Source organism: Companilactobacillus metriopterae (assembly GCF_004117915.1).
In the GTDB taxonomy this organism is placed as follows: domain Bacteria; phylum Bacillota; class Bacilli; order Lactobacillales; family Lactobacillaceae; genus Companilactobacillus; species Companilactobacillus metriopterae.
In genome coordinates this window covers 21,895-44,065 of sequence record NZ_RSTD01000001.1, presented here as the reverse complement: position 1 = coordinate 44,065, position 22,171 = coordinate 21,895, and the positions used below count along the sequence as shown (strand labels likewise).

The following is a 22,171-nucleotide window of genomic DNA, read 5'->3' as shown; positions in this document are numbered from 1 at the left end:
TATAACATTTTTAGTTACATTTTTTGAATTTTGAAACTAAAGATGTTATATTATCATCAGTTACAAAAAAAGAAAAACGTTACTGGAGATTATTAAAAATGAAAGCAGCTCAATTAACTAAATACCAAGACGATTTCAAACTAGTAATTAATAACATCGACAAACCACAAATAAAATCAAATGAAGTTTTAATAAAAATTAGTTATGCCGCAGTAAATCCACTTGATATACTTGTTGGCACTGGAAAAATCAAATTAATAAAAAACTACAAACTACCACAAACTCAAGGAAATGAAATTTCAGGAGTTATCGAAGAAGTTGGTTCTAACGTTCATGATTTTAAAGTTGGTGATGAAATATATACTCGATTACCTACTGAACATATCGGAGGATTTGCTGAATATATTGCTCTAGATAGCTCAACTATAGCTAAAATTCCCAATTCATTAGATTTAAAAACAGCTGTAGCAGCCCCTTTAACAGGTCTGACAGCAATTCAAGCATTAAAAGATATAATGAAAGTTGAGTCTGGAAAAACTATTTTGATCCCTGGTGGATCTGGTTCTTTTGGTCAATTAGCGGTCCCTATTGCTAAAAGTTTAGGTTTAAAAGTTATCGTCACAGGAAATGCTGACTCTAGAGAAAGAATTACCGCTCTAGGTGCAGATGTATATTTAGACTACAAGATCGATAACTACTGGGAAAAGCTTTCTGAGATAGACTATCTTATTGATACACTTGGAACCAAAGAATACGATCATGAATTATCTGTTATGAAAAAAGGTGGCAAAATTCTCTCTCTAATTAGTGGACCAAACAAAAATTTTGCTGAATATTATAACTTCACAGGTTTGAAAAAAATGCTATTCAGTTTAGCAGGCAAAAAATTAGATCGTAAAGCGGCTGAACATGGTGTTAGTTATAATTTTATTTTTGTTAAAAATGACGGTTCTCAACTAAAGCAACTTTCAAAAATAATTGACGATAATAAAATAGTTCCCGCAATTGATCCTGAAGTATTTTCTTTATCTGAGATAAATGATGCAATAGATAAAGTACGTAACGGACATCTACAAGGTAAAGTTGTTATTAAACTATAATAAAAAAGCTAACTATTAATTAGTTAGCTTTTTTATTTAAAATTCTTTATTGTGTTTATCAAAGAAATCGTGATATATCTTTACGTTATCTAACTCAGTCCATTTTTTTGTAGTGACTGGACTAGAATCCATATCAAATATCTTGGCATACTTTATAGAAAGTAAAAACGGTGAATGAGTAGCAATAATAAATTGGCAATTATAAAATCTAGCAGAATCTTCAATAAATCTCACCAATTCAATTTGTAATTTGGGAGACAACGAATTTTCTGGTTCATCCAAAATGTACAACCCATCATCTTTAACTAATTTTGTAAAATAATTGAACGCACTCTCTCCGTTGGACTGCTCCCGAATATTATCCATTACATGTTCGCGTGTAAATTTGGATTGAGTCTGTCTACGTGCCGTTGTTATTTCTTTTAATTTATTATAGTCTTCTGGTCCATGATAATGAAAATTTGCATGCTTAGCATCTAAATATTCCTCATACACTTCACTTTTTCTTTTATCAATACCTTCATTGACTTCTCTAATATTGAGCATGTAATCAAAAACATCATCACTGGTGATAATGCAGCTACTAGGTGTTATTTCATGAGAAAGATTGAAATCTGACATTTCCAAATATTCTTCATAAAAGTTAGTTCGATTATATGGAGTTTCTCGACTAAGCTTTAGTTTTTCAGAAATAACATTAAGAATTGTTGTCTTACCAGATCCATTGCTACCACTGAGTATTGTTATTGGTTCAAAATTTATGGTTTGAACTCCTTTGTTTACTATCGTTTGAAAAGGATAGTAGCTGTTGTACACTTTCAATTCTTGATTTATAAAAAATCTCCATTCTTGATCTTCCGTCGGAAAAGTAAAATTTTCTAGGTAAAGCATATTCCCTCCAGTTTTTAAATTAATAAAACAGATTAATCTTACCTTAAAATTACATTCTTCCGTAAATAAAATCAACATCTCATCTTTTTTCAAAAAATTAAGATAACATATAGGTATTAAAGGGAGAACTATATGAAAACCATTTTATTAACTATTGCTGCGTATTGCTCGACTAGTATCGATTACTTAATTATTTTAACTATTCTCTTTAGCGGTATTAAAACTAAAAATCAGAGATGGGTAATCTATTGGGGTGATTTTTTAGGTACAAGCGTTCTTATCGGGGTATCTCTTTTATTTGGACTCGTTTTAAATTTTGTACCAGATGAGTGGATATTAGGATTACTTGGTATTATTCCGATTATATTCGGTATTAAAATTTTAATTTCAAATGATGATGATTCTGAGGTAAGTGCTCAATTTTCAAAAAATAATCATATAGTCATGAATGTGGCTATTATAACAGTCACTTCGTGTGGCGCAGATAATCTCGGTATTTATATACCTGTTTTCTCCCAAATAAATATTTCTGAGATTCCTATTATGTTAATTACCTTCTTTATTATGATGTCTATTTTTTGTTACATTGGTTACCTCATTTCAAAGGCACCTGGTATCTCTAGTATCCTTGATAGATGGCAAAAATATATAACATCATCAATTTATATAATAATAGGTTCTTATATTTTATTTGAATCTGGAACCATAAGTCACTTTATTTAAAATATTTATTTCTAGCTAAATATACCCTATTTGATTTATTATTGAATATACAAGTGGAGGTTATTAATTATGAAAGATATTAAATTAATTGCTAATTTTGGTACTGGTACCATGGGTCATGGCATAACGTTACAGTTTGCAATGGCTGGTTATGACGTAAACCTGATAGGTCACTCTGAGGCAGGTCTTAATCGAGGTGTCGAAAATATCAATAATGATCTAGATTCATTTGTTAATGCTGGTTTAATCAATTCAGATGACCTTCTTTCTATCCAGGATAGGATTCACCCAACAATGGATATAGAAGCATGTTTAGAAAATGCAGATTTTGTTATTGAATCCGTTGTGGAAGATTTGAAAATAAAACAAGATCTTTGGGAACATATTGAAAGTTTAGCTCCAAAAGATGCTATTTTTGCAACAAATACATCAGGGTTAAGCCCCACAGAAATTAGTGAAAATCTTGAACACAAAGAACGTTTCGTTGTCGCTCATTTTTATAATCCTGCACAACTTATGCCTCTTGTTGAAGTTGTTCCAAGTGAAAGCACATCGCAAGACGTCTTAGATACAACTATAAAACTAATGCACAATATAGATAAAAAACCAGTTGCTCTCAAAAAAGAAACTCTTGGCTTTGTTGGAAATAGACTTCAAATGGCACTTATACGTGAAGCACTTAGCTTAGTTGAAGAAGGAGTTGCAACTCCGCAAGATATTGATGAACTAATGAAGTATAGTCTAGGAAGACGTTGGAGCCTCGTAGGACCTCTTGAAAGCTTAGACTTAGGTGGATTAGATGTTTTTGATAAAATAAGTAAATACCTATATTCAGATTTAGAAGATAATAAGGGCGAAGATCCCACACTAAAAAAATTAGTAGATGCAAATAAAACTGGGTTAAAATCTGGTCAAGGTTTCTATACTTGGTCCAAAGATAAAGGGCAAAAAGTTACTTCAGATAGAGATAGTGAGCTTATAAAATTACTTGTTTCTGATGTCCAAAAAACAAAAAAGAAGAATGCCTAAGGCATTCTTCTTTTTATTTAACTAATTCTGTTAATCTCTGTAAATTTATTTCAAAGGGTCTTGAAAATGTATACTGATCTTTTACAGCATTAGAATATAAATCTTTTGCTAAACCCTTAATAATATCTTCTGGATCAGCGTGCTCTTTAACTAGATAATTATATGCTTCCAAAAGTTCTTGCTTAACATCAACGTACTTACCATCATTTACTTCCCTAAGCATTTGAGCAACAATACGCTGTGCTTCTTTATTTAAAAGTCTTCTTTTTTTACTACGATTAAACAATATAGTACCTCTCAAATTTTCCATCTCAGTTTAATTATACTAATTTAAATAAATAAAAGGAACTAGTACACTTTAAAAATTCCAATGATATAATTCTTATTATGATTAGGGGGATTTATGAAAAAATCATTTAAAGTATTTACATTGATATTATTACTAAGTATTTTTGTTTCTGCGTGTGCAAATACAGCAAGCAAAAGTACTGCTAAAGAAGAAAACACTACCAGTAAAAAAGTTACAAATAAAAAGAAACTAAGCAAAAAAGAACAAAAAGAAATATTAGATATTTTTTACAAAATGGAAACTACAATAGCCTATTATGACAGTCAAATTGGAAACATTGGTTATATGGTTCAAGATGGTATTGATCAACAAGTTGTCGAATCTGTTCAAAGTTCTACTCAAGAAAATCTAACAAGCAAAAAAGATAAAATTGCTAATAACGCTACTGAATATAAAAATGAACTAAGAGCAACTAAAGCCAATAAAAAAGATGTTGAAAATGTTATTAGTGAATATGATCAATTATTTACATACTACAACGGATGGATTCAAGATTTAGAGTCATTAAACTTATCAAATGTTTCTACTGTTAGCTCATCCTTGAGTGATGGACAAGACGACTATCTGGCTGTATCAAATGATCTTAGTGAAGATATGATGGATACACTAGTAAAAACCGGTATGTCTAAATCTGATGCTAGCTTACAATTCAAAAAAATAATTAAAAAATCAGTTAAAAACTATGGCGATCCAGTTGACGCAGAAAATATGAAATATTATTAAAAAAGAACACCTCTAAGGTGTTCTTTTTTAATTTATAACAGTAATCAATGAAGACAAAAAGTTAATAAAATAAATTATGCTAACAATCATAATTGTGTACAGATTAACCTTATTACTATTTTTCTCGGAATAAAATAAAATATCAAATGTTATCAAAACTACTGCTGGATGGACAATTGCAATAATATCCAAGTCAAATGACCCTGACAAAACAATTGCTACAGCATTAGCCACTGTGACAGATAGTATTAAAGTATTGAATATTCTACCGTTCACCTCGCTACTGCGTTCTTCCGTTATCCACTCAATCAATAACCTAACAATCACAAAAATTATCAAAAGAACTAGATAACTCATCAACAGAGTACCAATCATTGCTGCAGCTTCTGCCCCAGTTTGACTCATATGCAGTTGATTTTCTAGATGTATAACCAGACCTCTAGAAGTATCATCTCTAATGAGAATAAAATCATATATTGCTAGTGATAAAAAGTAAAATAGTAGCATGAATCTTGATCTATTTTTGTACATTTAATTTCTCACTTATCTTAGTCTTATATCTATTAAAACATAAACTAAAAGTATTTACTTTTTTCAAAAACAAACTTTACTTATAGTTAACTCTAAGTATTACAATGTTTAAAATTATAAGGAGTAATAAATAAAAATGACCAATATACTTATTATAGGAGCAACAGGATCCGTAGGATCAACTACTAGAGATTTTTTTTGAATCATACAAATGACAATTTAACATTAATGGTCAGAAATACTTCCAGATTAGGAAATATAGATCAAAATCGAGAAACCGCGATTAAAGGAGATGCCACTAAAGAGTCTGATATAGAAAATGCTTTAAATAATCAGGATGTTGTGTTTGTTGCAGTTAGTGGCAATCTACCAACTGTAGCTACTGCTGTGATTAATGCTATGGAAAGAAAAAATATAGATAGATTATTATTTATAACATCAATGGGTATATATAATGAAATCACTAATTCTATTGGATCTAATGGAAATTTAGAATTTAACCCTATCTTATCTAGTTATCGAAAAGCTGCAGATATCATTGAATCTACAAACTTAAACTATACAATTATTAGACCTGGTTGGTTCCAAAATAGTTCCAATGTTGATTATGAAATTACAAAAAAAGGTGAGACTTTTGGTGGTCACGATGTCACATTAGCTGGTATTGCAGACTTAGTAGTCAATTTATCACATGATAAAAACTTAGGTTCAAGAGATAGCTTAGGTATTAATAATAAATAAAAAAGCTTACTTGATTATCAAGTGAGCTTTTTGTTTAGTCATAAGAGTGACCTTTATCAACCAGAAATTCTTCAAAATCCTTATCAGTGCCATTTTCCATAATATCTTCATACCACTGAACTTTGTCATCGAGAATCTCTTTCGACTTCAATAGTGCTTGAATTTCTTTTTCAGAACGCAACTGAACAGAGTGTAACAAATCTAATCTAGCCGAAATTGTTGAATCACCCTGCGATCTTAGTTTTACATAAGTTTTTAATTCTGATATTGTCATACCGGTTTTTTTCAAATATAGAATAAACTTCAACCAATTCACATCAGACAATGTGTAGTATCTTATTCCACTAGAGGTTCTGTGTGCCTTGACCAACTCTTCTTTTTCATAAAAACGAATGGTATAACTACTAACACCAACTATGTCAGCTAATTCACCAATTTTTAAATTCTTTTGTTCATCAATTGCATCCATATATCTAGTCCTTATAAATTTCTTTTGCTCTGTTAAAAGCTGACCAAGCCTTTGGCCATCCTACATAGAATGATAAGTGCGTAATCATTTCTGATATTTCTTCTTTAGTTATACCATTTTGCTTACCAATAGTTAAGTGAGCATCTAATTGCTCCAAATTTCCTCCAGAAATAAGTGCTGATATTGTTATCATTGAACGATCATGTTCAGAAAGTTTGTCTTCTCTACTCCATACCTCTCCAAAAAGTACATCATCATTTAATTCAGCAAATTTGGGTGCAAATTCACCCAAAATATCATGTCCTGCAGTTTGTTTTTTAGCCATAATTAATCTCCTTATTTTGATAATTTATTATAATCTTCGTCAGTTACTTTATTTAACCATTCACTAGAACCCTTTGTTATGGCAATATGTGAGAACCAGCTATCTTTTGTTGCTCCATGCCAATGTTTAACACCATCATGTATCGTTACAACGTCACCTTCTTTTAATAATTGAGCAGGCTTACCTTCTTCTTGATACCAGCCTTCTCCACCTGTCACTAACAATAATTGGTATCCATCATGATGAATATGCCAATTATTACGACATCCCGGCTCAAATGTTACATTTGCCACATTAACATCAACTTCCGGATCAGCTACAAGCATTTTTAAATAACTTTGACCGATGAAGTATTGCGCATAAGCATCATTCTTTTCACCTAAACCAAAAATATTATTTGTTTTTATATCTTCATTCATAGATAAAACCTCCAAATTTATAATTACAATCCTACAACTTAGAGTTAACTTTAAGTCAAGGAGTTATTTTAATAAAACATTATTTTTATCATTTTCTTGATGACGTGTTAACATAATTGATGAAGGAATAGGAAAGTGTGATTGATGATGACTAGAAAATTTATTGAACATAAGGACACGGCTTTAAAACTTTTAGATCAACTCTACGATTCTATCGCTGATAATTCTGACAATAATGTTGTTTTTAAAAATTTGATTGAAGATGCCTCCGTTAAAATAGAAAATAATGAATCTTCTGCTAACATAATAATAAAAAAATTACTAAACGACTTAAAAGCATTAGAAAATAATGAGCACTTTGCCATTAACGAAAAAAGTTCATATTATCTTGATAAATTAAATAAACTGGCTTCAAAAGAAAAAGTATCTAGTTTAATTCAAAGTATTTTTAGTGACATATCATAAAAAGAGCATAACCAAATTGGTTATGCTCTTTTCTTGTGATTATTTACTGTAAAATATGACGTTATAGGGACTGTGAATATGACTCCTATAATACAAACTAGCGTTGTTAATATCTCTGCAACAAGTAATTTATCATTGATAAACTCTGAATTAGTAAATTTTAAACTATGCATCAAGTAGATCAAAGTAAATGTTGAAGCAAAAAAATTAAGTAACATTGTATTAATTTGTGTTATTAAAATCTTATTTCCTACTGAAAAACCATCATTAAAGATTTCGCTATCAGTTAAATCCGGCTTATTATCAATGATTTCATTTAATCCACTAGAAATTGCAACACTAGTCTCCGAAATAACTCCTAAACTATTAATAACTATAATTGCTATCGCAATTTCGGGAAATGATATACCTAACTGTAGGGAAAATCCCTCTAACTCTTCCTGATTCTCAATCCACATCCCCTGAAAATTAGCATAGTGTTGAACTAAAAATGTAATACCAAGTATCAATAACATAATAATTAGAGAAGTTTTAAACGCGGTATTAGCAGTATCATAATTTTCTACATTTAAATAGATAGCTATTACTAAAACAAAAATGGAGATTACAACAGTCGTAATAATCGGATCAAAACCATCAGCAATCATAATTACTAAAACTAATATTAAAACAACATTAATTCCTAATCCAAAAAGGAACGTTAAACTTCTCTTTCCCATCACAACTATGCTTAAGAGGATAAACGCAATAAATAAATAACTCATTTTGCAATCCCCCTATTGATAATTTTTGTAGCAATAAAACTAGTTATCGGAACTGTGATTAATATACCGATACTACTTATTAGTAATTGTGCGATTCCTAAAGTCAATGTCATATCAATAGTATAATTGATAGAATTCCCATTGCTTAGATATAGGAAAACAATATTTAAATGTTCTGCCACCACAATAAACAATAATATATTAATTAATGGTCCGACTAATTCTCTACCAATATTCATACCAGATTTAAACAACTTCCCGTCTTGCACATCTGGAACTTCTTGTTTAATTTCAATTAAAGACGCTGTAATGTCCATTGTCTCGTCCATAATTACACCTAAAACGCTAAAGATGACTCCGGAAATGAAAACCATAAAATATGGCTGCAAACCGTAATCAGAATATTCCAAATGAATATTTTGATTATTGGATAAATACATCAGAAATACACTTAGTAGAATCGCTAAAGTAGTCGATATTGTGGTACTCAAAAAAGCCACTAACGCATTAAAACTCGGTCCCAATATTACCACCAAAGAGATTATCGTTACCAGCAATGCTGTAATTATTGCAGATATTAATAAAATACTCTTTGGAACATTAATGATAATGTACATAAAAATAACAAACACAATTAAATTTAGTACAATACTTAAAAATAGTCGAATTCTATCGTATTTCATCAAAAATAGAATTAATACAACTAAAGAAATTAAACCTACAACAACGGTATCTCTTTTCTGTGAATAGATTGAGTACTCTGATGAATTCTTTTTAACCACTAATTGTTGACCAACTCGATATTTTTGAGTCATCAGCAAAGAACTATCATACTGATTGGTTAAATTTATTGTTTTACCTTTATCTTTAGTATTTAAAAATTTACCAGTGATTGTTTGATTATATATTTTAGCCACATTTTTGTACTCATCCGTTTCGGTACTTTGATAATTTGTTTTTACACTTGTCACCTGTACAATAGGATCACTATAGATTGCAGAATCTATTCGAGTGAGAGCTGTAATTGCTATTCCAATTAGACAAATAATTATTATCTTTACCCAGTTTTTCATATAATGTCCTCTTTATTTACTACCATATTATCTAACTTAATTGACAATTGTTAAACCTTAAAATATTCTGTATAAAATGCTTAATACATATCAGGGGAATCGACATTCATGAATAAACACACAAAAAGAGTGTACGAAACACTCATAGTACTATTTTGCTTTTTAGTATTTGCGTTTTTCTACGTTAAAAATGATACCGAAAAAGCTAAAAACGATATGCCTAAAATAGGTGTGCTACAACTGATGTCCCATCCTGCTCTTGATGAGATAAATCGTGGTTTAGACGACACATTGAAAAAGAATGGCTACATTGACGGTAAAAACATAAAAATAGAATTTCAAAATGCGCAGGGTGATCAAAGTAACTTGCGTACTATCAGCAAGCAATTTGTTGAGGACAACGTAGATGTTGCCGTTGGAATAGCTACTCCATCTGTTCAATCACTCAAAAGTGCTACTTCAAATATACCTATAGTAATGGGTGCTGTCACTGACCCCAAAGGTTTTGGAATTATACCTAGTAATACTAAACCTGGTGGAAATATTACTGGAGTATCTGATCAAGCACCAATTGATCAACAACTTAGTTTAATTAAGCAAATTATGCCAAATACAAAAACAATTGGAATCATATATACCTCAAGTGATATGTCTGCCACCACAGAAGCTAAACGTATGCAAAAATTAGCTGAAAAACAAAATTTGAAAGTTAATGTCAAAACGATTAACAGTATAAATGATCTCGATCAAATTGCTACAGATCTATCACAAAATGTTGATGCAATCTATGTTCCTACTGACAATACTATTGCCAGCGGTATGCAACTATTGTCAAAAATAGCTAGTCAAAATAATGTTCCCGTCTTCCCTGCCGCTACAACAATGGTAAAAGATGGTGGCCTAGCAACTGTTGGTATAAGTCAATATGAACTAGGTCAAAAAACAGGTGAAGATGTTATAAAAATTTTAAAGGGTAAAAAACCAGGAGATATGCCTGTAACCTTTATTAAAAATGGTCATCTTATTTTAAATGAAAAACAAGCTAAAAAATTAAACATTCAGTTCCCCGATTCACTAGTTAATAAAGCTGAGAAGAAAGGTCAGGTTATCAAATGAATTTAATTATTTCTACTATTGATCAGGGATTAATCTGGTCACTTCTAGCTGTGGGTTTGTTCATCACTTTCAGAATTTTAGATTTTCCCGATATGACAGTTGAAGGTTCTTTTCCTCTGGGTGCTGTGACCAGCATAATGCTTATTCAACAGGGATATTCTTCTGAGTTCTCATTACTAATTGCATTTATCTATGGTGCATTAGCAGGTTTTGTTACTGCTTTCTTATATACCAAACTCAAAATTCCAGTACTTCTATCTGGAATACTTACAATGACAGGTCTATATTCAGTAAATTTAAGAATTTTGGGCAAAGCCAATATGTCTTTAACTAAACCACAAAATATCTTTAATAAATATGGTATGGATAAACTACCTGTGAACTTTAACGGAATTATATTGGGAATCATTTTAATAACAATTATCATTGGATTACTAATGCTTTTCCTAAATACTGAAAAAGGACAAGCACTTATTGTAACTGGTGATAATGAAATTATGGCATCATCAATTGGTATTAATACTACTCGTATGAAGTTTATCGGATTGATGTCTTCTAACGGCATTGTTGCCCTAACTGGTGGATTAATAGCTCAACAAAATGGATTTGCTGATGTGAATATGGGTATAGGGGTCATTGTTATCGGACTATCAGCTATTATCATTGGAGAAGTTATCTATTCAGATGTACCTCTAAATATTCGTATTATTACAATTGTTATTGGTAGTATCGTTTACCGATTAATCTTAATGGTTGTTCTTCAACTTGGATTTAACCCTAATGATTTGAAACTTATTTCTGCAATTATCCTTTCACTATGCCTTGCTCTACCAACAATTCGCGAACAGTTTATTCACACATTAAAGAGAGGAGTAAAATCAAATGCAACCTCTACTAGAGCTAAATAATGTAACTAAAACAATCTATAATCAAAATGAAGATATTAACATCCTAAATGGTGTATCTCTAAAAATTTATCCTGAAGATTTTATTGTAATACTTGGAACTAATGGTGCTGGTAAATCTACATTATTCGATTCCATAACTGGTGCTCTAAATATTACTAGCGGAAAAATTTTGTTGAATAATGTAGATATTACTTCAAAAAATTTAAATACTAGAAGTAAATACATCTCTCGCGTATATCAAGATCCAAAATTTGGTACTTCACCAAGAATGACAGTTGCAGAAAATCTTCTGCTAGCAAAAAGACGTGGTCTAAAGCGTCGATTAATATTTAGAAATCTAAAGAAACATTTACCAGAGTTTGATGAGCGTTTAAGTGAATTTAAAACACTAGATAATCGTTTAAACACATTTACTAATAAATTATCTGGTGGTCAACGCCAAACTCTTAGCTTCTTAATGTCGATAATTCAAAAACCAGACCTATTGATGCTAGATGAGCATACTGCGGCGCTAGATCCACAGACCAGTCATGAACTAATGGAAAAAACAGATGAAGTTATCAAAAAAGAAAAACTTACCTGTATGATGGTTACACATAATCTAGAAGATGCAATGAAGTATGGAAATCGTCTGATCATTTTGCAACATGGACAAATTATTTCAGATTTCAATTCTGAAGAAAAAGCTCAGTTAAAAGAAAAAGACTTGTTGAAATATTTTTAATTTCAACAAGCTTTTTTTGTAGAAAAATAAAAACTTTGAATATTTATTCACATATCACAAATTCAATTAATTTCATTTGTGAAAAATCTTATTCTAATTTTCTGATTATTTTACTTAGATATTTTATTTAAAGTGAGATTTATTTTAAAATTATGTATTTTATTGTGATTTACTTATCATATTCAAAATTCTAAAACCCTTGATAGCACTTGCAGTAACCGCTTACAAGTGTAATAATTAAAATATAAATTAATCAGGGGGTTAATTAATTATGAAGAAACGGAATTTTATATACGCTTTTATTTTTTCACTTCTTATTGGGATAACTGGTCTTTTCACAATCCAACAGACTACATATGCCGATAATAATGATCCTATTGTTTTCGTCCACGGATTAACTGGTTGGGGTCGTGGTGAAGATGGTGACAATCTATACTGGGGTGGCAAAACCACAGATATCATCACTCGCCTAAATAACGAAACAGGACATACAGTCTATGAAGGTGTTGTAAGTCCATTTGGTAGCGATTGGGATCGTGCCTGTGAACTTTACGCATACATCAAAGGTGGTACTGTAGACTATGGTGCTGCCCACTCTACTGTTAATGGCCATGAAAGATATGGTAGAACATATCCTGGTCTATATCCTGATTGGGATGAAAATCACCCTATTCATTTAGTAGGACACTCTATGGGTGGTCAAACAATTAGAGATCTTGATTCCCTACTTAGAAATGGTGATCAAAAAGAATTACAAATGTCTGGTGAAGATGGTACTAGTCCATTATTCAGAGGTGGACACAACTGGGTTGATTCTGTAGTTACAGTAGCAACACCAAATAATGGTACACCAACAGCTGAAACAGTTGGTAATCTACAAGCTGTAAGAAATTTACTTTACACAGGAGCAATTGTTTCTGCTAAAGTTCCAAACGTTGTAATCTCAAATGATTATAAATTAGATCAATGGGGCCTAGTGCGCAAACCGGGTCAATCTCTTGTTAGTTACCAAAAACAAGTTCTTAAGAGTAAAATCTGGAACTCAAATGATAATTCAATATACGATCTAACATTTGATGGAGCTAACGCTATAAATGCTAGAACTAATTTAGGTAGCAACGTTCACTACTTTACTTATTCTGGATTAGCTTCATATCCAACAAAAACAGGACGTTACAACCCTATAGATACTATGAACGTTGTTGATCCTGCTGGATCATGGTTGATTGGACACTATGGCAACGATCCACAATGGTGGCCTAACGATGGTGAAGTTCCAGTTATATCAGCTAAATATCCATTTGGACAAGCAGCTGCTCGTGATGATCAAACACCTGATTCTCAAACTGGTGTATGGCAATACAACGATCCTATCAATGGTTGGGATCACAAAGACTTTGCATTATTAGATGCTAAACAAGCACCTGAACTTGAAGAGCCAGTTATGAACTTCTACAAAGGAATTGTTAACAAACTAGCTGCTCTAGATTAAATAAAAAAGCTATCACAATATGTGTGATAGCTTTTTATTTTGCCTTTTTTATAGCTTGTTGCAAATCGTCTAGTAAATCTGCTTCATCTTCAACACCAACAGAAATACGGATAAGTTGATCTGTAATACCATTTTCTAATCTAATTTCTCGTGGAATAGAGCTGTGTGTCATAACTGAAGGAACTTCAATTAAACTTTCGATTCCACCCAAACTTTCAGCTAGAGTAATTAATTGTAATGATTCGATAAATTTCGTTAAATCAACATTTTCAGCTAATTCAAATGAGATTATAGCTCCAAAGCCCTTCATTTGACGTCTAGCTACTTCGTAGCCCTTAGAATCAGGGTCACCAGGATAAAAGACATTACCGACATCTGAACTTTCTTTTAAGAAGTCATAGATAACTTTAGCGTTATGATGATGTGCTTTCATTCTAACGCCTAGTGTCTTAATTCCACGCATAATTAACCAAGAGTCATCTGGTCCTAATACACTACCTATAGAATTTTGTAGGAAAGCCAATCTTTCTGCTAATTTTTCATCATTAGTTGCGACTAATCCCCCAACAACATCACTGTGGCCACCTAAATATTTCGTAGCACTGTGAAGCACTATATTGGCACCTAATTTTAATGGATTTTGATTGAAAGGTGTTGCAAAAGTATTATCAACAATTGTAAGTAGTCCATTTTCCTGACTTAAATTAGCTATTAATTCAATATCTGAAATTGTTAACAAAGGATTTGTTGGTGTTTCTAAATATACAGCTCTGGTATTTTCTTGAATGGCTGATTGGATTTCTTCTATTTTGGATGTATCTACAAAAGTAAATTCCAATCCATTTTCTTTTAATACATTGTCAATCAAACGGAATGTTCCACCATAGACATCATTTCCAACAATTATATGGTCACCTGATTTGAATAGAGAAAATACTGAATGAATTGCTGCTAATCCAGAAGCATATGCAAAACCATGTGTTCCTCCTTCAATATCAGCTATCAGTGATTCCAAAGCTGCTCTGGTAGGATTACCTGAACGTGAGTATTCCCAGTCGGGATTTCCACCTAATTTATGTTGATGAAATGTTGAAGATCGATAAACTGGTATAGAAACAGCACCTGTTGTTTTATCTTCACTAATGCCACCATGAATAAGTTTTGTGTCAAATTTCATATTTTATAACCTTCTTTATATTAATTACCAATCATTATAGCTAATAATTTATTTTTTATCTTTTATTTAACAAAAAAAGATTGCCTTTCGGCAATCTTTATTACATTTTTACAACTATTTTACCTTTTGCATGATGTGATTCACTAATTTCATGAGCTTTCTCTAAACCATCTTCGCTAAACTCTTGAACTGAATCAATAATAACTTTAACTTTTCCCTGACTAACTAGATTAACTAATTCAGTTAGTTGAGCACCATTTGGTGATAACCACAACGAAGTAGCAGTTACTTGATTTTCTTTAGCTAAATCTTCATTTACTGCACCGGCAATAGTAGTTAGTTTTCCACCTGGTTTTAAAATCTTATAACTTTTATCAAGAGTATCTCCACCGATAGTATCAAATACCGCGTCCATATCTGATAAAACATCACTAAAATCTTCAGTATTGTAATCAATCACTTGATCAGCACCTAATTCTTTTAAGAAGTCGGCATTCTTGGCACTGGCAGTAGTAACCACAGTTGCACCAATGTGTTTTAAAACTTGGATAGCAATAATTCCTACACCACCAGCACCACCTTGAATAAGAACTTTTTGACCTGGTTGAACATCTAATTCATCATAGATTCCTTGCCAAGCTGTAAGTCCAGCTAGTGGAAGAGCTGCGCCTTCTTCGAAAGATACATTATCTGGAAGTAGTGCTAACTTATCTTCCTTAACTGCTGTATATTGAGCATAAGTACCACGATTTGTTAGATCTGGACGAGCTAAGATCTTATCCCCAACTTTGAAGTTAGTTACATCTGATCCAATTCTAGTAATGACCCCTGAAACATCCCATCCTAGAATAATTGGAAAATCAAGTGGAATCATCTCAGATAAGTAACCCTCACGTAATTTCCAGTCAATTGGATTAATTGATGTAGCCTTAACTTCAACTAATACTTCATCATTTGCAATATCCGGTATTTCAATATCAGTCATTTTTAGTTGGTCTCTACTACCATACTCGTTAATTACTACTGCTTTCATAATTTATAATTCTCCCTATTCAATTCATTATTTAATTAAGATTAATTTTACCACTCACATAGAATATATGGTTTATTTAAATCTTTACTTTGATAAGTTATTTTATAATAAATAAAGATAATAATGCAAAATTAAAATCTAGTATTTTCTTAAACTAACTTGATCTACAAGATGATTATTGGACTTATGTAAAATTAAATTGGCACGATTTTTTGTTGGTGCTATATAATTCTTTAAATTTGGATAATTTATCTCATTCCATACTTCTTCAGCCATATCAATAGCTTCTTGACGAGGAATTTTTGTGAATTGATGATAATAACTTTCAGTATCATTTTTAGAAATATCCAATAATGATTCAAATCGGTTCATAAACCAGGATTTGATATTTTCAAATTCTGCATCTATGTAAATAGAAAAATCGAAATAATCACTCATGTATATTTGTTGATTAGCGGATAATTGTAGAACATTTATACCTTCAACAATCAATATATCAGGATTTTTAACAGAATTATATTGATCTGGAATTATGTCATAGATATTATGTGAATATAGCGGATACTTGATTTCCCCACCCTTAGTTTTGACATCACTTAAAAACTTCAACAATTTATCCATATCATATGTTTCTGGAAATCCTTTTTTCTCGGAAATTCCTCGTTCTTCTAAGATACTATTTGGATACAAAAATCCATCGGTAGTCATTTGTTCCACACTATATTGAGGATAAGCTCGTTGAATTAATACTTTTAGAAGTCTAGCTGTAGTACTTTTTCCTACAGCAACTGAACCAGAAATACCAATTATAAAAGGGACTTGCACATTCTTCTGACCTAAAAATTCATTTCTCAATTTTACTAATTTGCGATGGTTCTTCAAATAAATGTGTAATAGATGCCTAATTGGAGCATAAATATCTCTTACATCGTCAATAGAAATTTCATCGTCTAAAGATTTTATATTTTCTAGCTCTTCATCTGTAATTGGTTTTTTGTCATATTCTCCATGAAAATCACGCCATTCTTCACGCGTAAATGAATCATAGTTATTTAATTTGTTCATATAAAAAATACCCACTCATTGTTGATTATATTCATTAACATTTATTATTTTTCTGGTATTCTAATATTATAGAACATTTTACATTTTAGGGGCATACTATGAAGAAAATAGTATTAATTGGGGACTCACTTCTAACAAATTTTCAAAGTGAGCATTTAGAAAATTCTGTTGATAATAAATTCATTAATCTATCTAAAGATCAAGATAATTCAAATTCTATCTCAGGTAAATTAGACACCATTAGTAATCAAAATCCTGATGTTATTGTCGTAGGATTTGGAATCAATGATATCTGTGTAGTTGATGATATAAAACCGGGCAAATATGCTTACAACATAACTAAACTAATCGAAAATTTCGGTACAGAAAAATTAATTTTATTGTCGCCACAATATATTGATTGGACTAAAAACCCTGATTATCCTTGGACTCGACAGGTGCAGTTTGAGCTCATAACAGAAAATATTTCTAAAAAGCATAACCTTAGATATTTGGACATTTTGCACAAAATGTCTTATGGTAATAAAGATGAATTTTTGAAGAATGATGGAATTCATTTGGCAGATAAGGGACTTAACTTTGTAGAGTCCAGTATTGCTCCAGAAATAGACTTTTTATTAGCACAATGAAGGAGTTCATATGAATTATAATATTCCACAAAAATATTTTATACTGGCCTGCGATGAAAAAGGTAGTACAAAGATATACACAAATAGTCGCAAGAGAGCTTTTTTAGCTGCCAGTTCTTTCTTTGATCTTGTTATAAATGACATTATTGATTTAACGGAGAAGAGCGTTATTATCAAGAAGGTTCTTCCTCCTGAAAAAGAATACTTAAATCAGTTTTTTCAACTTATTAATAAAAATCAAGGTAAGAGTGTTGTTCACGTTCTTCGATCTATGAATAGTGAAAAAGTAACTAAACCTATCTACAATCAAATTGGTGATTCATTATCTGTTCGAGACGTTGTTCGAAAAGAAGTTAAGGGAACTATTTTCAACAAATATAATAATTATTTTGCTGACACTACCTTACAAAATAAGCTAAAAAATGAATTAACAGAAGAAGCATTTAGTAATGAAAAATTAGATCCTGAAACTATTGCTATATTATCTGTTTTATATAATGGTCACATATTTAAAGACAATATTACTAAATCTCAGATGGATGAGTTAAAATCTAAATTCAAAGATATGGAAAAAGACCCGGATTGCGAAAAGATTATAACTATTTCCAAGAGACTAAACAGAACTATTTCCACAATAATTTAAAAAAGAAGACATCAGCTGATGTCTTCTTTTTTAAATATATGTAATTTTCATTCCTGATAGGTATAGATTACCTTCGATATTCACTTTAGGACCGTCACCTTTTACAGGACGACCACTCTCAGACAAGCCACTCAAAGTGTTATTGATTCTATTATTGATATTCCATTCTCTTGGAATAAATAAATCTACATTACCTAGTGAACAGTCAACATAAATACTTGCTTCATCTTCTACTGTGACATTTTCAAAATAGACTTTAGCATCACCCATTGAAACTGTGATATTAGCACTTCTAAAATCGTCTGATTCTATATATCTGATTCCCTGTGACATTCTAACCTGAACATTTACGTCAGGATTATCAACAGTTTTTACATCACTATTGCCAAAATTTTGTCCATAAGACATTATTTTTTTTTTGTAATAATTAACATATCTTCTCTGATGTTCTCTAATAATCAGAGGTCTAAATATTAATGATAATCCAATTGACAATAATACTGCAATTCCAATAACAGTCCACGGAACTAGGCTAGATATGCCCAAAGGTTTTGAGAATATCATTGCCAGAAATGCTAGTGAAAAAACTGCACCTGTTACTTGCATATGTACCAAACTCTGTACAAAAGCAGCTACTAAAAATACTGAAGCTAAAATAGACCAAAATCCAATATTATAAGTGATTAGATTCATTTGACTTGCTGCCAAAATGGCTGCGCCTAGAACGAAGAAAACGCCCCAAAACCATCTTTGTCTCATAATTAATAATCCTTCTTCCCTAGTTTTATTTTTACATCCTTATAAAATCTTCGTGATACATAAACTTGTTTATAAGAATTCTTAAACTCAATCAAATTTCCTGTAACTGATCGAGTTAGCGAACGAACTTGATCTAAATTTAAAATTGTAGATTTTGATACTCTGATAAAGTTTGCTGGTAATATCTCTTCTAACTCATACAATCTTTGATTAACTCGATAAGAATTATCACTTGTATGAGCATAGACATCACGGTCATTAGTTTCAAAAAACAAAACTTCTGTAAGATCTAGTTGGTATACCGTATCATCATGATAACCAGAAATTTTTTGTAATTCTTGAATCATTGACTCTAACTTTTGAACTAAATCTACAACTTCTTGATCATCTTTAGGAGATTGAATTACAATTGTCTTCTCAGAATATTCATCTGAAATATCTAATTTAACTTTCAAAATTCAATCCCCCTTTCGCTTAATATTATTAGACCACATCATTTATTCTTAGTATACCGTATTTGTATAAGTGGTATTTTTTGATTACTAAACGGTCAAAAAAAGCTCGCACAATTAAGTGTGAGCTTTTATTTTGAATAATATTCCGTTGGTATTTTAGACAATAATGATGACAGTTCGTTTATCGCTATAACTGTAAGTTTATGCATAGCACGAGAACAAATTGTATAAACTAATTGTTGCTCATCATCTGTAAAGACATCTTTTGAAGCATCCCAGAAAATGACAGCATCAAATTCCAACCCTTTTGCAAGATACGATGGAACAACTATTGTTCCTGATGCCAACCGTTGATTTTCAGAGCTAATCAATGTTGATCTAACATTTTCTTTTTTTAGAAGATCATGGACTTTTTTGGCATCATCTAGCGTCTTCGCAATAATAGCCGTTGTATATTCATTTTGAATATTTTCATTGAGTTGTTTTACTACAGTTTTTATACCTGTTGAAACATCTTTATCGATAACAACATTTGGCAAATCGCCTTCTCGATTGAACGGTTCAATTTTTTGACCGTTAGTCAAAATTGCTTTTGTATAATTAGTAATCTGCTTTGTTGAACGGTACGAATGTGTTAGTTGAACAACTTTTGTATCATCAATATCAAATAGTCCTTGAACTTCTGACAGCAATGTTTGAGAATTTTTCTTTGTGAAAATTGACTGATTCAAATCACCAAGCATCGTATAGCGAGCTCTTGGGAATCTGTATTTCATATACGCCAATTGGAATGGTGTGTAGTCTTGTATCTCATCTATAAAAACAAACTTCATATCTAATTCCGGTTTACTACCTGTTACCAAATCGTATAGATACAAATATGGCGTCAAATTATCCATTGAGATTTGCTTATTATTAAAAGTATCAATGAAATTCTGAACATAATCATCCCAATTTTGTTCTGTAATTCCATACTTATCTAATTCAGCAATTTGAGGAACTGACCTTAAGAAATTCAAATAATTTGTTGAAACATTTAAAAATTGGAAATGAATTATTCGTTTGTAAACTTTTTGAAGAGACGCAGTAACAATTTTACGTGCAAGGTATTTCTGTTCCTCATCCCCATTCTTAAATTCCTGATCTGAGGTTCGATACATTGCTTGTAATTCTTCAGAGCTGAGATTTTCGATTCTTTCTGAAACCCATTTTGCTCTCATTTCAGAATTGATTTTACGATTCAACAATTTTACAAGTCTTGTAACTGTAGCATCTAATCTATTACCAAGGTTGTATTGTGAACCATAACTATAATAAATTTCAGCTATTTTTTCTTTAGATATAAATACTTTTCCTTGGAATTTAATGTCTTTGAAACTGACACCACTTTGATTTAATAAATTGGAATAATTAGTTAATAGTTTAAAGAAGTCTATATCAGTAATATATTTTGAAATTTTCTTCTTCTCTGGATCAATTGTTTTTTCAAATTGATCTGCCAAATTCTCAACAGTCAAATTAGGAAGTCTTCGTGCTAAGAATTGATTGTATGTCATCTGAACCATATTTTGCTCACCCATTTCAGGTAAGACATTTTGGATATAGTCGTTGAATAACATATTAGGTGAGAACATTACAACCTGACTAGATGTTAAATTCCCACGATATCTATATAGAAGAAAGGCAATTCTTTGTAGAATTGCTGAAGTCTTTCCAGATCCGGCAGCTCCTTGAACAAATAACAATTTAGAGTCTGTATCTCTAATTATCTTATTTTGTTCCTTTTGAATAGTTTTAACTATCCCTTTCATCTTAGTAGATGAACGTCCATCTAAAACTTCTAACAACATTTGATCGCCAATAGTTTCTTGGGTATCAAAATAAGTTGAGATTTGGCCATCTTCAACTAAAAATTGTCGTTTTAAGAATAAATCAACAGTTTGCTCACCATCTGGAGTTTGATAGGTAACATTTCCCAAATTACCATCGTAGTATATCGATGAAATGGGTGCGCGCCAATCGTAAACTAAAAATTTATCATTTGCATCTGTAAAAGAACTCAAACCAATGTAAACTTGTTCTTTTTTAGGTTCACCTTTTTCCTGAAAATCCAATCGTGCAAAAAATGGTGTTTTTTCTAGTCGGCTTAAGATATCCAACCTTTGTTTAGATTGACGCCAACTATTATTTCTTTCGTTCAACATCTGTTGTTGTTGATGAATTGAAAGTGCCGCATCCATTGATATGCCATCGCCATCCATACCAACATGTATATCGCCAAATGCGTTATTGATTTCTTTAAGGTCACCTTCAGCTAATTCTATCTTTTCTTGCAAAGAATCCTTGGCAACTCTGATATTATCTACAACGAAATCTAGATGATCTTTCTCTAATTGCAATTCATCTAGTTGATTCATCTCAGTTTGATTTGTCATGTTGTCCCCTTAATTAAAGTCATAATATGTTAACATTTATGACTTAATATATCAAAATTATATAAAAAATTTATAAAACTCAATTTTCAAAATTTATAAAAACTTCTTTTGACACTCAAATAAGTTGCCAAAT

The 22,171-nt window shown here is 31.2% G+C and carries 25 protein-coding genes and 1 pseudogene; 12 read left to right on the top strand and 14 right to left on the bottom strand.

The window, feature by feature from the left end:
* The first annotated feature begins 98 nt into the window (after window positions 1–98).
* A complete protein-coding gene (locus EKN01_RS00250; protein WP_099974177.1) occupies window positions 99–1,100 on the top strand; it encodes an NADP-dependent oxidoreductase in 1,002 nt (333 codons plus the stop codon).
* A 36-nt stretch (window positions 1,101–1,136) separates the two neighbouring features.
* On the opposite strand, the gene EKN01_RS00245 is transcribed toward EKN01_RS00250, so the two are convergent.
* On the bottom strand, window positions 1,137–1,991 hold the full coding sequence (locus EKN01_RS00245; RefSeq protein WP_129044486.1) for an AAA family ATPase: 855 nt from the start codon (window positions 1,989–1,991) through the stop codon (window positions 1,137–1,139).
* 132 nt (window positions 1,992–2,123) lie between these two features.
* On the opposite strand from EKN01_RS00245, the gene EKN01_RS00240 reads away from it, so the two are divergent.
* Together EKN01_RS00240 and EKN01_RS00235 are read left to right on the top strand one after the other, a co-directional pair.
* The gene (locus tag EKN01_RS00240) at window positions 2,124–2,714 is read left to right on the top strand and encodes a cadmium resistance transporter (protein ID WP_129044485.1); all 591 of its coding nucleotides are present in this window, start codon (window positions 2,124–2,126) and stop codon (window positions 2,712–2,714) included.
* A 69-nt stretch (window positions 2,715–2,783) separates the two neighbouring features.
* A complete protein-coding gene (locus EKN01_RS00235) occupies window positions 2,784–3,743 on the top strand; it encodes a 3-hydroxyacyl-CoA dehydrogenase family protein (RefSeq protein ID WP_129044484.1) in 960 nt (319 codons plus the stop codon).
* A gap of 13 nt (window positions 3,744–3,756) precedes the next feature.
* On the opposite strand, the gene EKN01_RS00230 is transcribed toward EKN01_RS00235, so the two are convergent.
* Window positions 3,757–4,029, bottom strand: a complete 273-nt coding sequence (locus EKN01_RS00230) for a hypothetical protein (RefSeq protein ID WP_129044483.1) — start codon at window positions 4,027–4,029, stop codon at window positions 3,757–3,759.
* 117 nt (window positions 4,030–4,146) lie between these two features.
* Here EKN01_RS00230 and EKN01_RS00225 point away from each other — a divergent pair, with 117 nt between their 5' ends.
* Window positions 4,147–4,815: a hypothetical protein gene (locus tag EKN01_RS00225; RefSeq protein WP_129044482.1), complete on the top strand. Its 669-nt coding sequence runs from the start codon at window positions 4,147–4,149 to the stop codon at window positions 4,813–4,815.
* Window positions 4,816–4,842: 27 nt separating this feature from the next.
* Here the strand turns inward: EKN01_RS00225 and EKN01_RS00220 are convergent, their stop codons facing one another.
* On the bottom strand, window positions 4,843–5,346 hold the full coding sequence (locus EKN01_RS00220) for a hypothetical protein (RefSeq protein WP_129044481.1): 504 nt from the start codon (window positions 5,344–5,346) through the stop codon (window positions 4,843–4,845).
* 136 nt (window positions 5,347–5,482) lie between these two features.
* On the opposite strand from EKN01_RS00220, the pseudogene EKN01_RS00215 reads away from it, so the two are divergent.
* Window positions 5,483–6,087, top strand: a pseudogene (locus tag EKN01_RS00215) (NAD(P)H-binding protein).
* Between the two features lie 34 nt (window positions 6,088–6,121).
* Here the strand turns inward: EKN01_RS00215 and EKN01_RS00210 are convergent.
* From EKN01_RS00210 to EKN01_RS00200, 3 genes are read right to left on the bottom strand one after another with little or no spacing between them, the layout of a single operon-like run.
* The gene (locus tag EKN01_RS00210) at window positions 6,122–6,556 is read right to left on the bottom strand and encodes a MerR family transcriptional regulator (RefSeq protein ID WP_129044480.1); all 435 of its coding nucleotides are present in this window, start codon (window positions 6,554–6,556) and stop codon (window positions 6,122–6,124) included.
* A gap of 4 nt (window positions 6,557–6,560) precedes the next feature.
* Window positions 6,561–6,881, bottom strand: a complete 321-nt coding sequence (locus EKN01_RS00205; protein ID WP_129044479.1) for a carboxymuconolactone decarboxylase family protein — start codon at window positions 6,879–6,881, stop codon at window positions 6,561–6,563.
* Window positions 6,882–6,892: 11 nt separating this feature from the next.
* Window positions 6,893–7,300, bottom strand: a complete 408-nt coding sequence (locus EKN01_RS00200; protein ID WP_129044478.1) for a cupin domain-containing protein — start codon at window positions 7,298–7,300, stop codon at window positions 6,893–6,895.
* Between the two features lie 144 nt (window positions 7,301–7,444).
* Between EKN01_RS00200 and EKN01_RS00195 the strand changes: the two genes are divergently transcribed.
* The gene (locus tag EKN01_RS00195; RefSeq protein WP_129044477.1) at window positions 7,445–7,765 is read left to right on the top strand and encodes a hypothetical protein; all 321 of its coding nucleotides are present in this window, start codon (window positions 7,445–7,447) and stop codon (window positions 7,763–7,765) included.
* A gap of 20 nt (window positions 7,766–7,785) precedes the next feature.
* Here EKN01_RS00195 and EKN01_RS00190 read toward each other — a convergent pair whose 3' ends face one another.
* Together EKN01_RS00190 and EKN01_RS00185 are read right to left on the bottom strand one after the other, a co-directional pair.
* Window positions 7,786–8,529, bottom strand: a complete 744-nt coding sequence (locus tag EKN01_RS00190) for a YibE/F family protein (protein ID WP_129044476.1) — start codon at window positions 8,527–8,529, stop codon at window positions 7,786–7,788.
* Entirely contained in the window at window positions 8,526–9,602 is a 1,077-nt protein-coding gene (locus EKN01_RS00185) for a YibE/F family protein (protein WP_129044475.1), read from the bottom strand. The genes EKN01_RS00190 and EKN01_RS00185 overlap by 4 nt, the downstream gene beginning before the upstream one ends.
* 108 nt (window positions 9,603–9,710) lie before the next feature.
* On the opposite strand from EKN01_RS00185, the gene trpX reads away from it, so the two are divergent.
* From trpX to EKN01_RS00165, 4 genes are all read left to right on the top strand, one after another.
* Entirely contained in the window at window positions 9,711–10,718 is a 1,008-nt protein-coding gene (gene trpX / locus EKN01_RS00180; protein WP_129044474.1) for a tryptophan ABC transporter substrate-binding protein, read from the top strand.
* Window positions 10,715–11,626: an ABC transporter permease gene (locus EKN01_RS00175; protein ID WP_129044473.1), complete on the top strand. Its 912-nt coding sequence runs from the start codon at window positions 10,715–10,717 to the stop codon at window positions 11,624–11,626. Before trpX ends, EKN01_RS00175 begins: the two co-directional genes overlap by 4 nt.
* Window positions 11,601–12,350, top strand: coding sequence for an ABC transporter ATP-binding protein (locus EKN01_RS00170; protein ID WP_129044472.1), 750 nt, complete (start codon window positions 11,601–11,603; stop codon window positions 12,348–12,350). The genes EKN01_RS00175 and EKN01_RS00170 overlap by 26 nt, the downstream gene beginning before the upstream one ends.
* Window positions 12,351–12,621: 271 nt before the next feature.
* Entirely contained in the window at window positions 12,622–13,842 is a 1,221-nt protein-coding gene (locus tag EKN01_RS00165; RefSeq protein WP_129044471.1) for an esterase/lipase family protein, read from the top strand.
* A gap of 34 nt (window positions 13,843–13,876) precedes the next feature.
* On the opposite strand, the gene EKN01_RS00160 is transcribed toward EKN01_RS00165, so the two are convergent.
* From EKN01_RS00160 to coaA, 3 genes are all read right to left on the bottom strand, one after another.
* Window positions 13,877–15,019, bottom strand: a complete 1,143-nt coding sequence (locus tag EKN01_RS00160) for a trans-sulfuration enzyme family protein (protein WP_129044470.1) — start codon at window positions 15,017–15,019, stop codon at window positions 13,877–13,879.
* Between the two features lie 100 nt (window positions 15,020–15,119).
* Window positions 15,120–16,052 carry an NADP-dependent oxidoreductase gene (locus EKN01_RS00155; RefSeq protein WP_129044469.1) on the bottom strand — a complete coding sequence of 311 codons (933 nt, stop codon included), beginning with the start codon at window positions 16,050–16,052 and terminating at the stop codon, window positions 15,120–15,122.
* Between the two features lie 138 nt (window positions 16,053–16,190).
* Window positions 16,191–17,117: a type I pantothenate kinase gene (coaA, locus tag EKN01_RS00150; protein WP_129044468.1), complete on the bottom strand. Its 927-nt coding sequence runs from the start codon at window positions 17,115–17,117 to the stop codon at window positions 16,191–16,193.
* 98 nt (window positions 17,118–17,215) lie between these two features.
* Here coaA and EKN01_RS00145 point away from each other — a divergent pair, with 98 nt between their 5' ends.
* Together EKN01_RS00145 and EKN01_RS00140 are read left to right on the top strand one after the other, a co-directional pair.
* Complete coding sequence (locus EKN01_RS00145; protein ID WP_129044467.1) at window positions 17,216–17,746, top strand: SGNH/GDSL hydrolase family protein; 531 nt, start codon at window positions 17,216–17,218, stop codon at window positions 17,744–17,746.
* Between the two features lie 10 nt (window positions 17,747–17,756).
* A complete protein-coding gene (locus EKN01_RS00140) occupies window positions 17,757–18,389 on the top strand; it encodes a GPP34 family phosphoprotein (RefSeq protein WP_129044466.1) in 633 nt (210 codons plus the stop codon).
* A 30-nt stretch (window positions 18,390–18,419) separates the two neighbouring features.
* Here the strand turns inward: EKN01_RS00140 and EKN01_RS00135 are convergent, their stop codons facing one another.
* The 3 genes from EKN01_RS00135 to helD form a co-directional block, all read right to left on the bottom strand.
* Window positions 18,420–19,148: a LiaF transmembrane domain-containing protein gene (locus EKN01_RS00135; RefSeq protein WP_099974155.1), complete on the bottom strand. Its 729-nt coding sequence runs from the start codon at window positions 19,146–19,148 to the stop codon at window positions 18,420–18,422.
* A gap of 2 nt (window positions 19,149–19,150) precedes the next feature.
* The gene (locus EKN01_RS00130) at window positions 19,151–19,603 is read right to left on the bottom strand and encodes a LytTR family DNA-binding domain-containing protein (protein ID WP_129044465.1); all 453 of its coding nucleotides are present in this window, start codon (window positions 19,601–19,603) and stop codon (window positions 19,151–19,153) included.
* 128 nt (window positions 19,604–19,731) lie between these two features.
* Window positions 19,732–22,038, bottom strand: a complete 2,307-nt coding sequence (gene helD / locus EKN01_RS00125) for an RNA polymerase recycling motor HelD (RefSeq protein ID WP_129044464.1) — start codon at window positions 22,036–22,038, stop codon at window positions 19,732–19,734.
* Window positions 22,039–22,171: the final 133 nt, after the last annotated feature.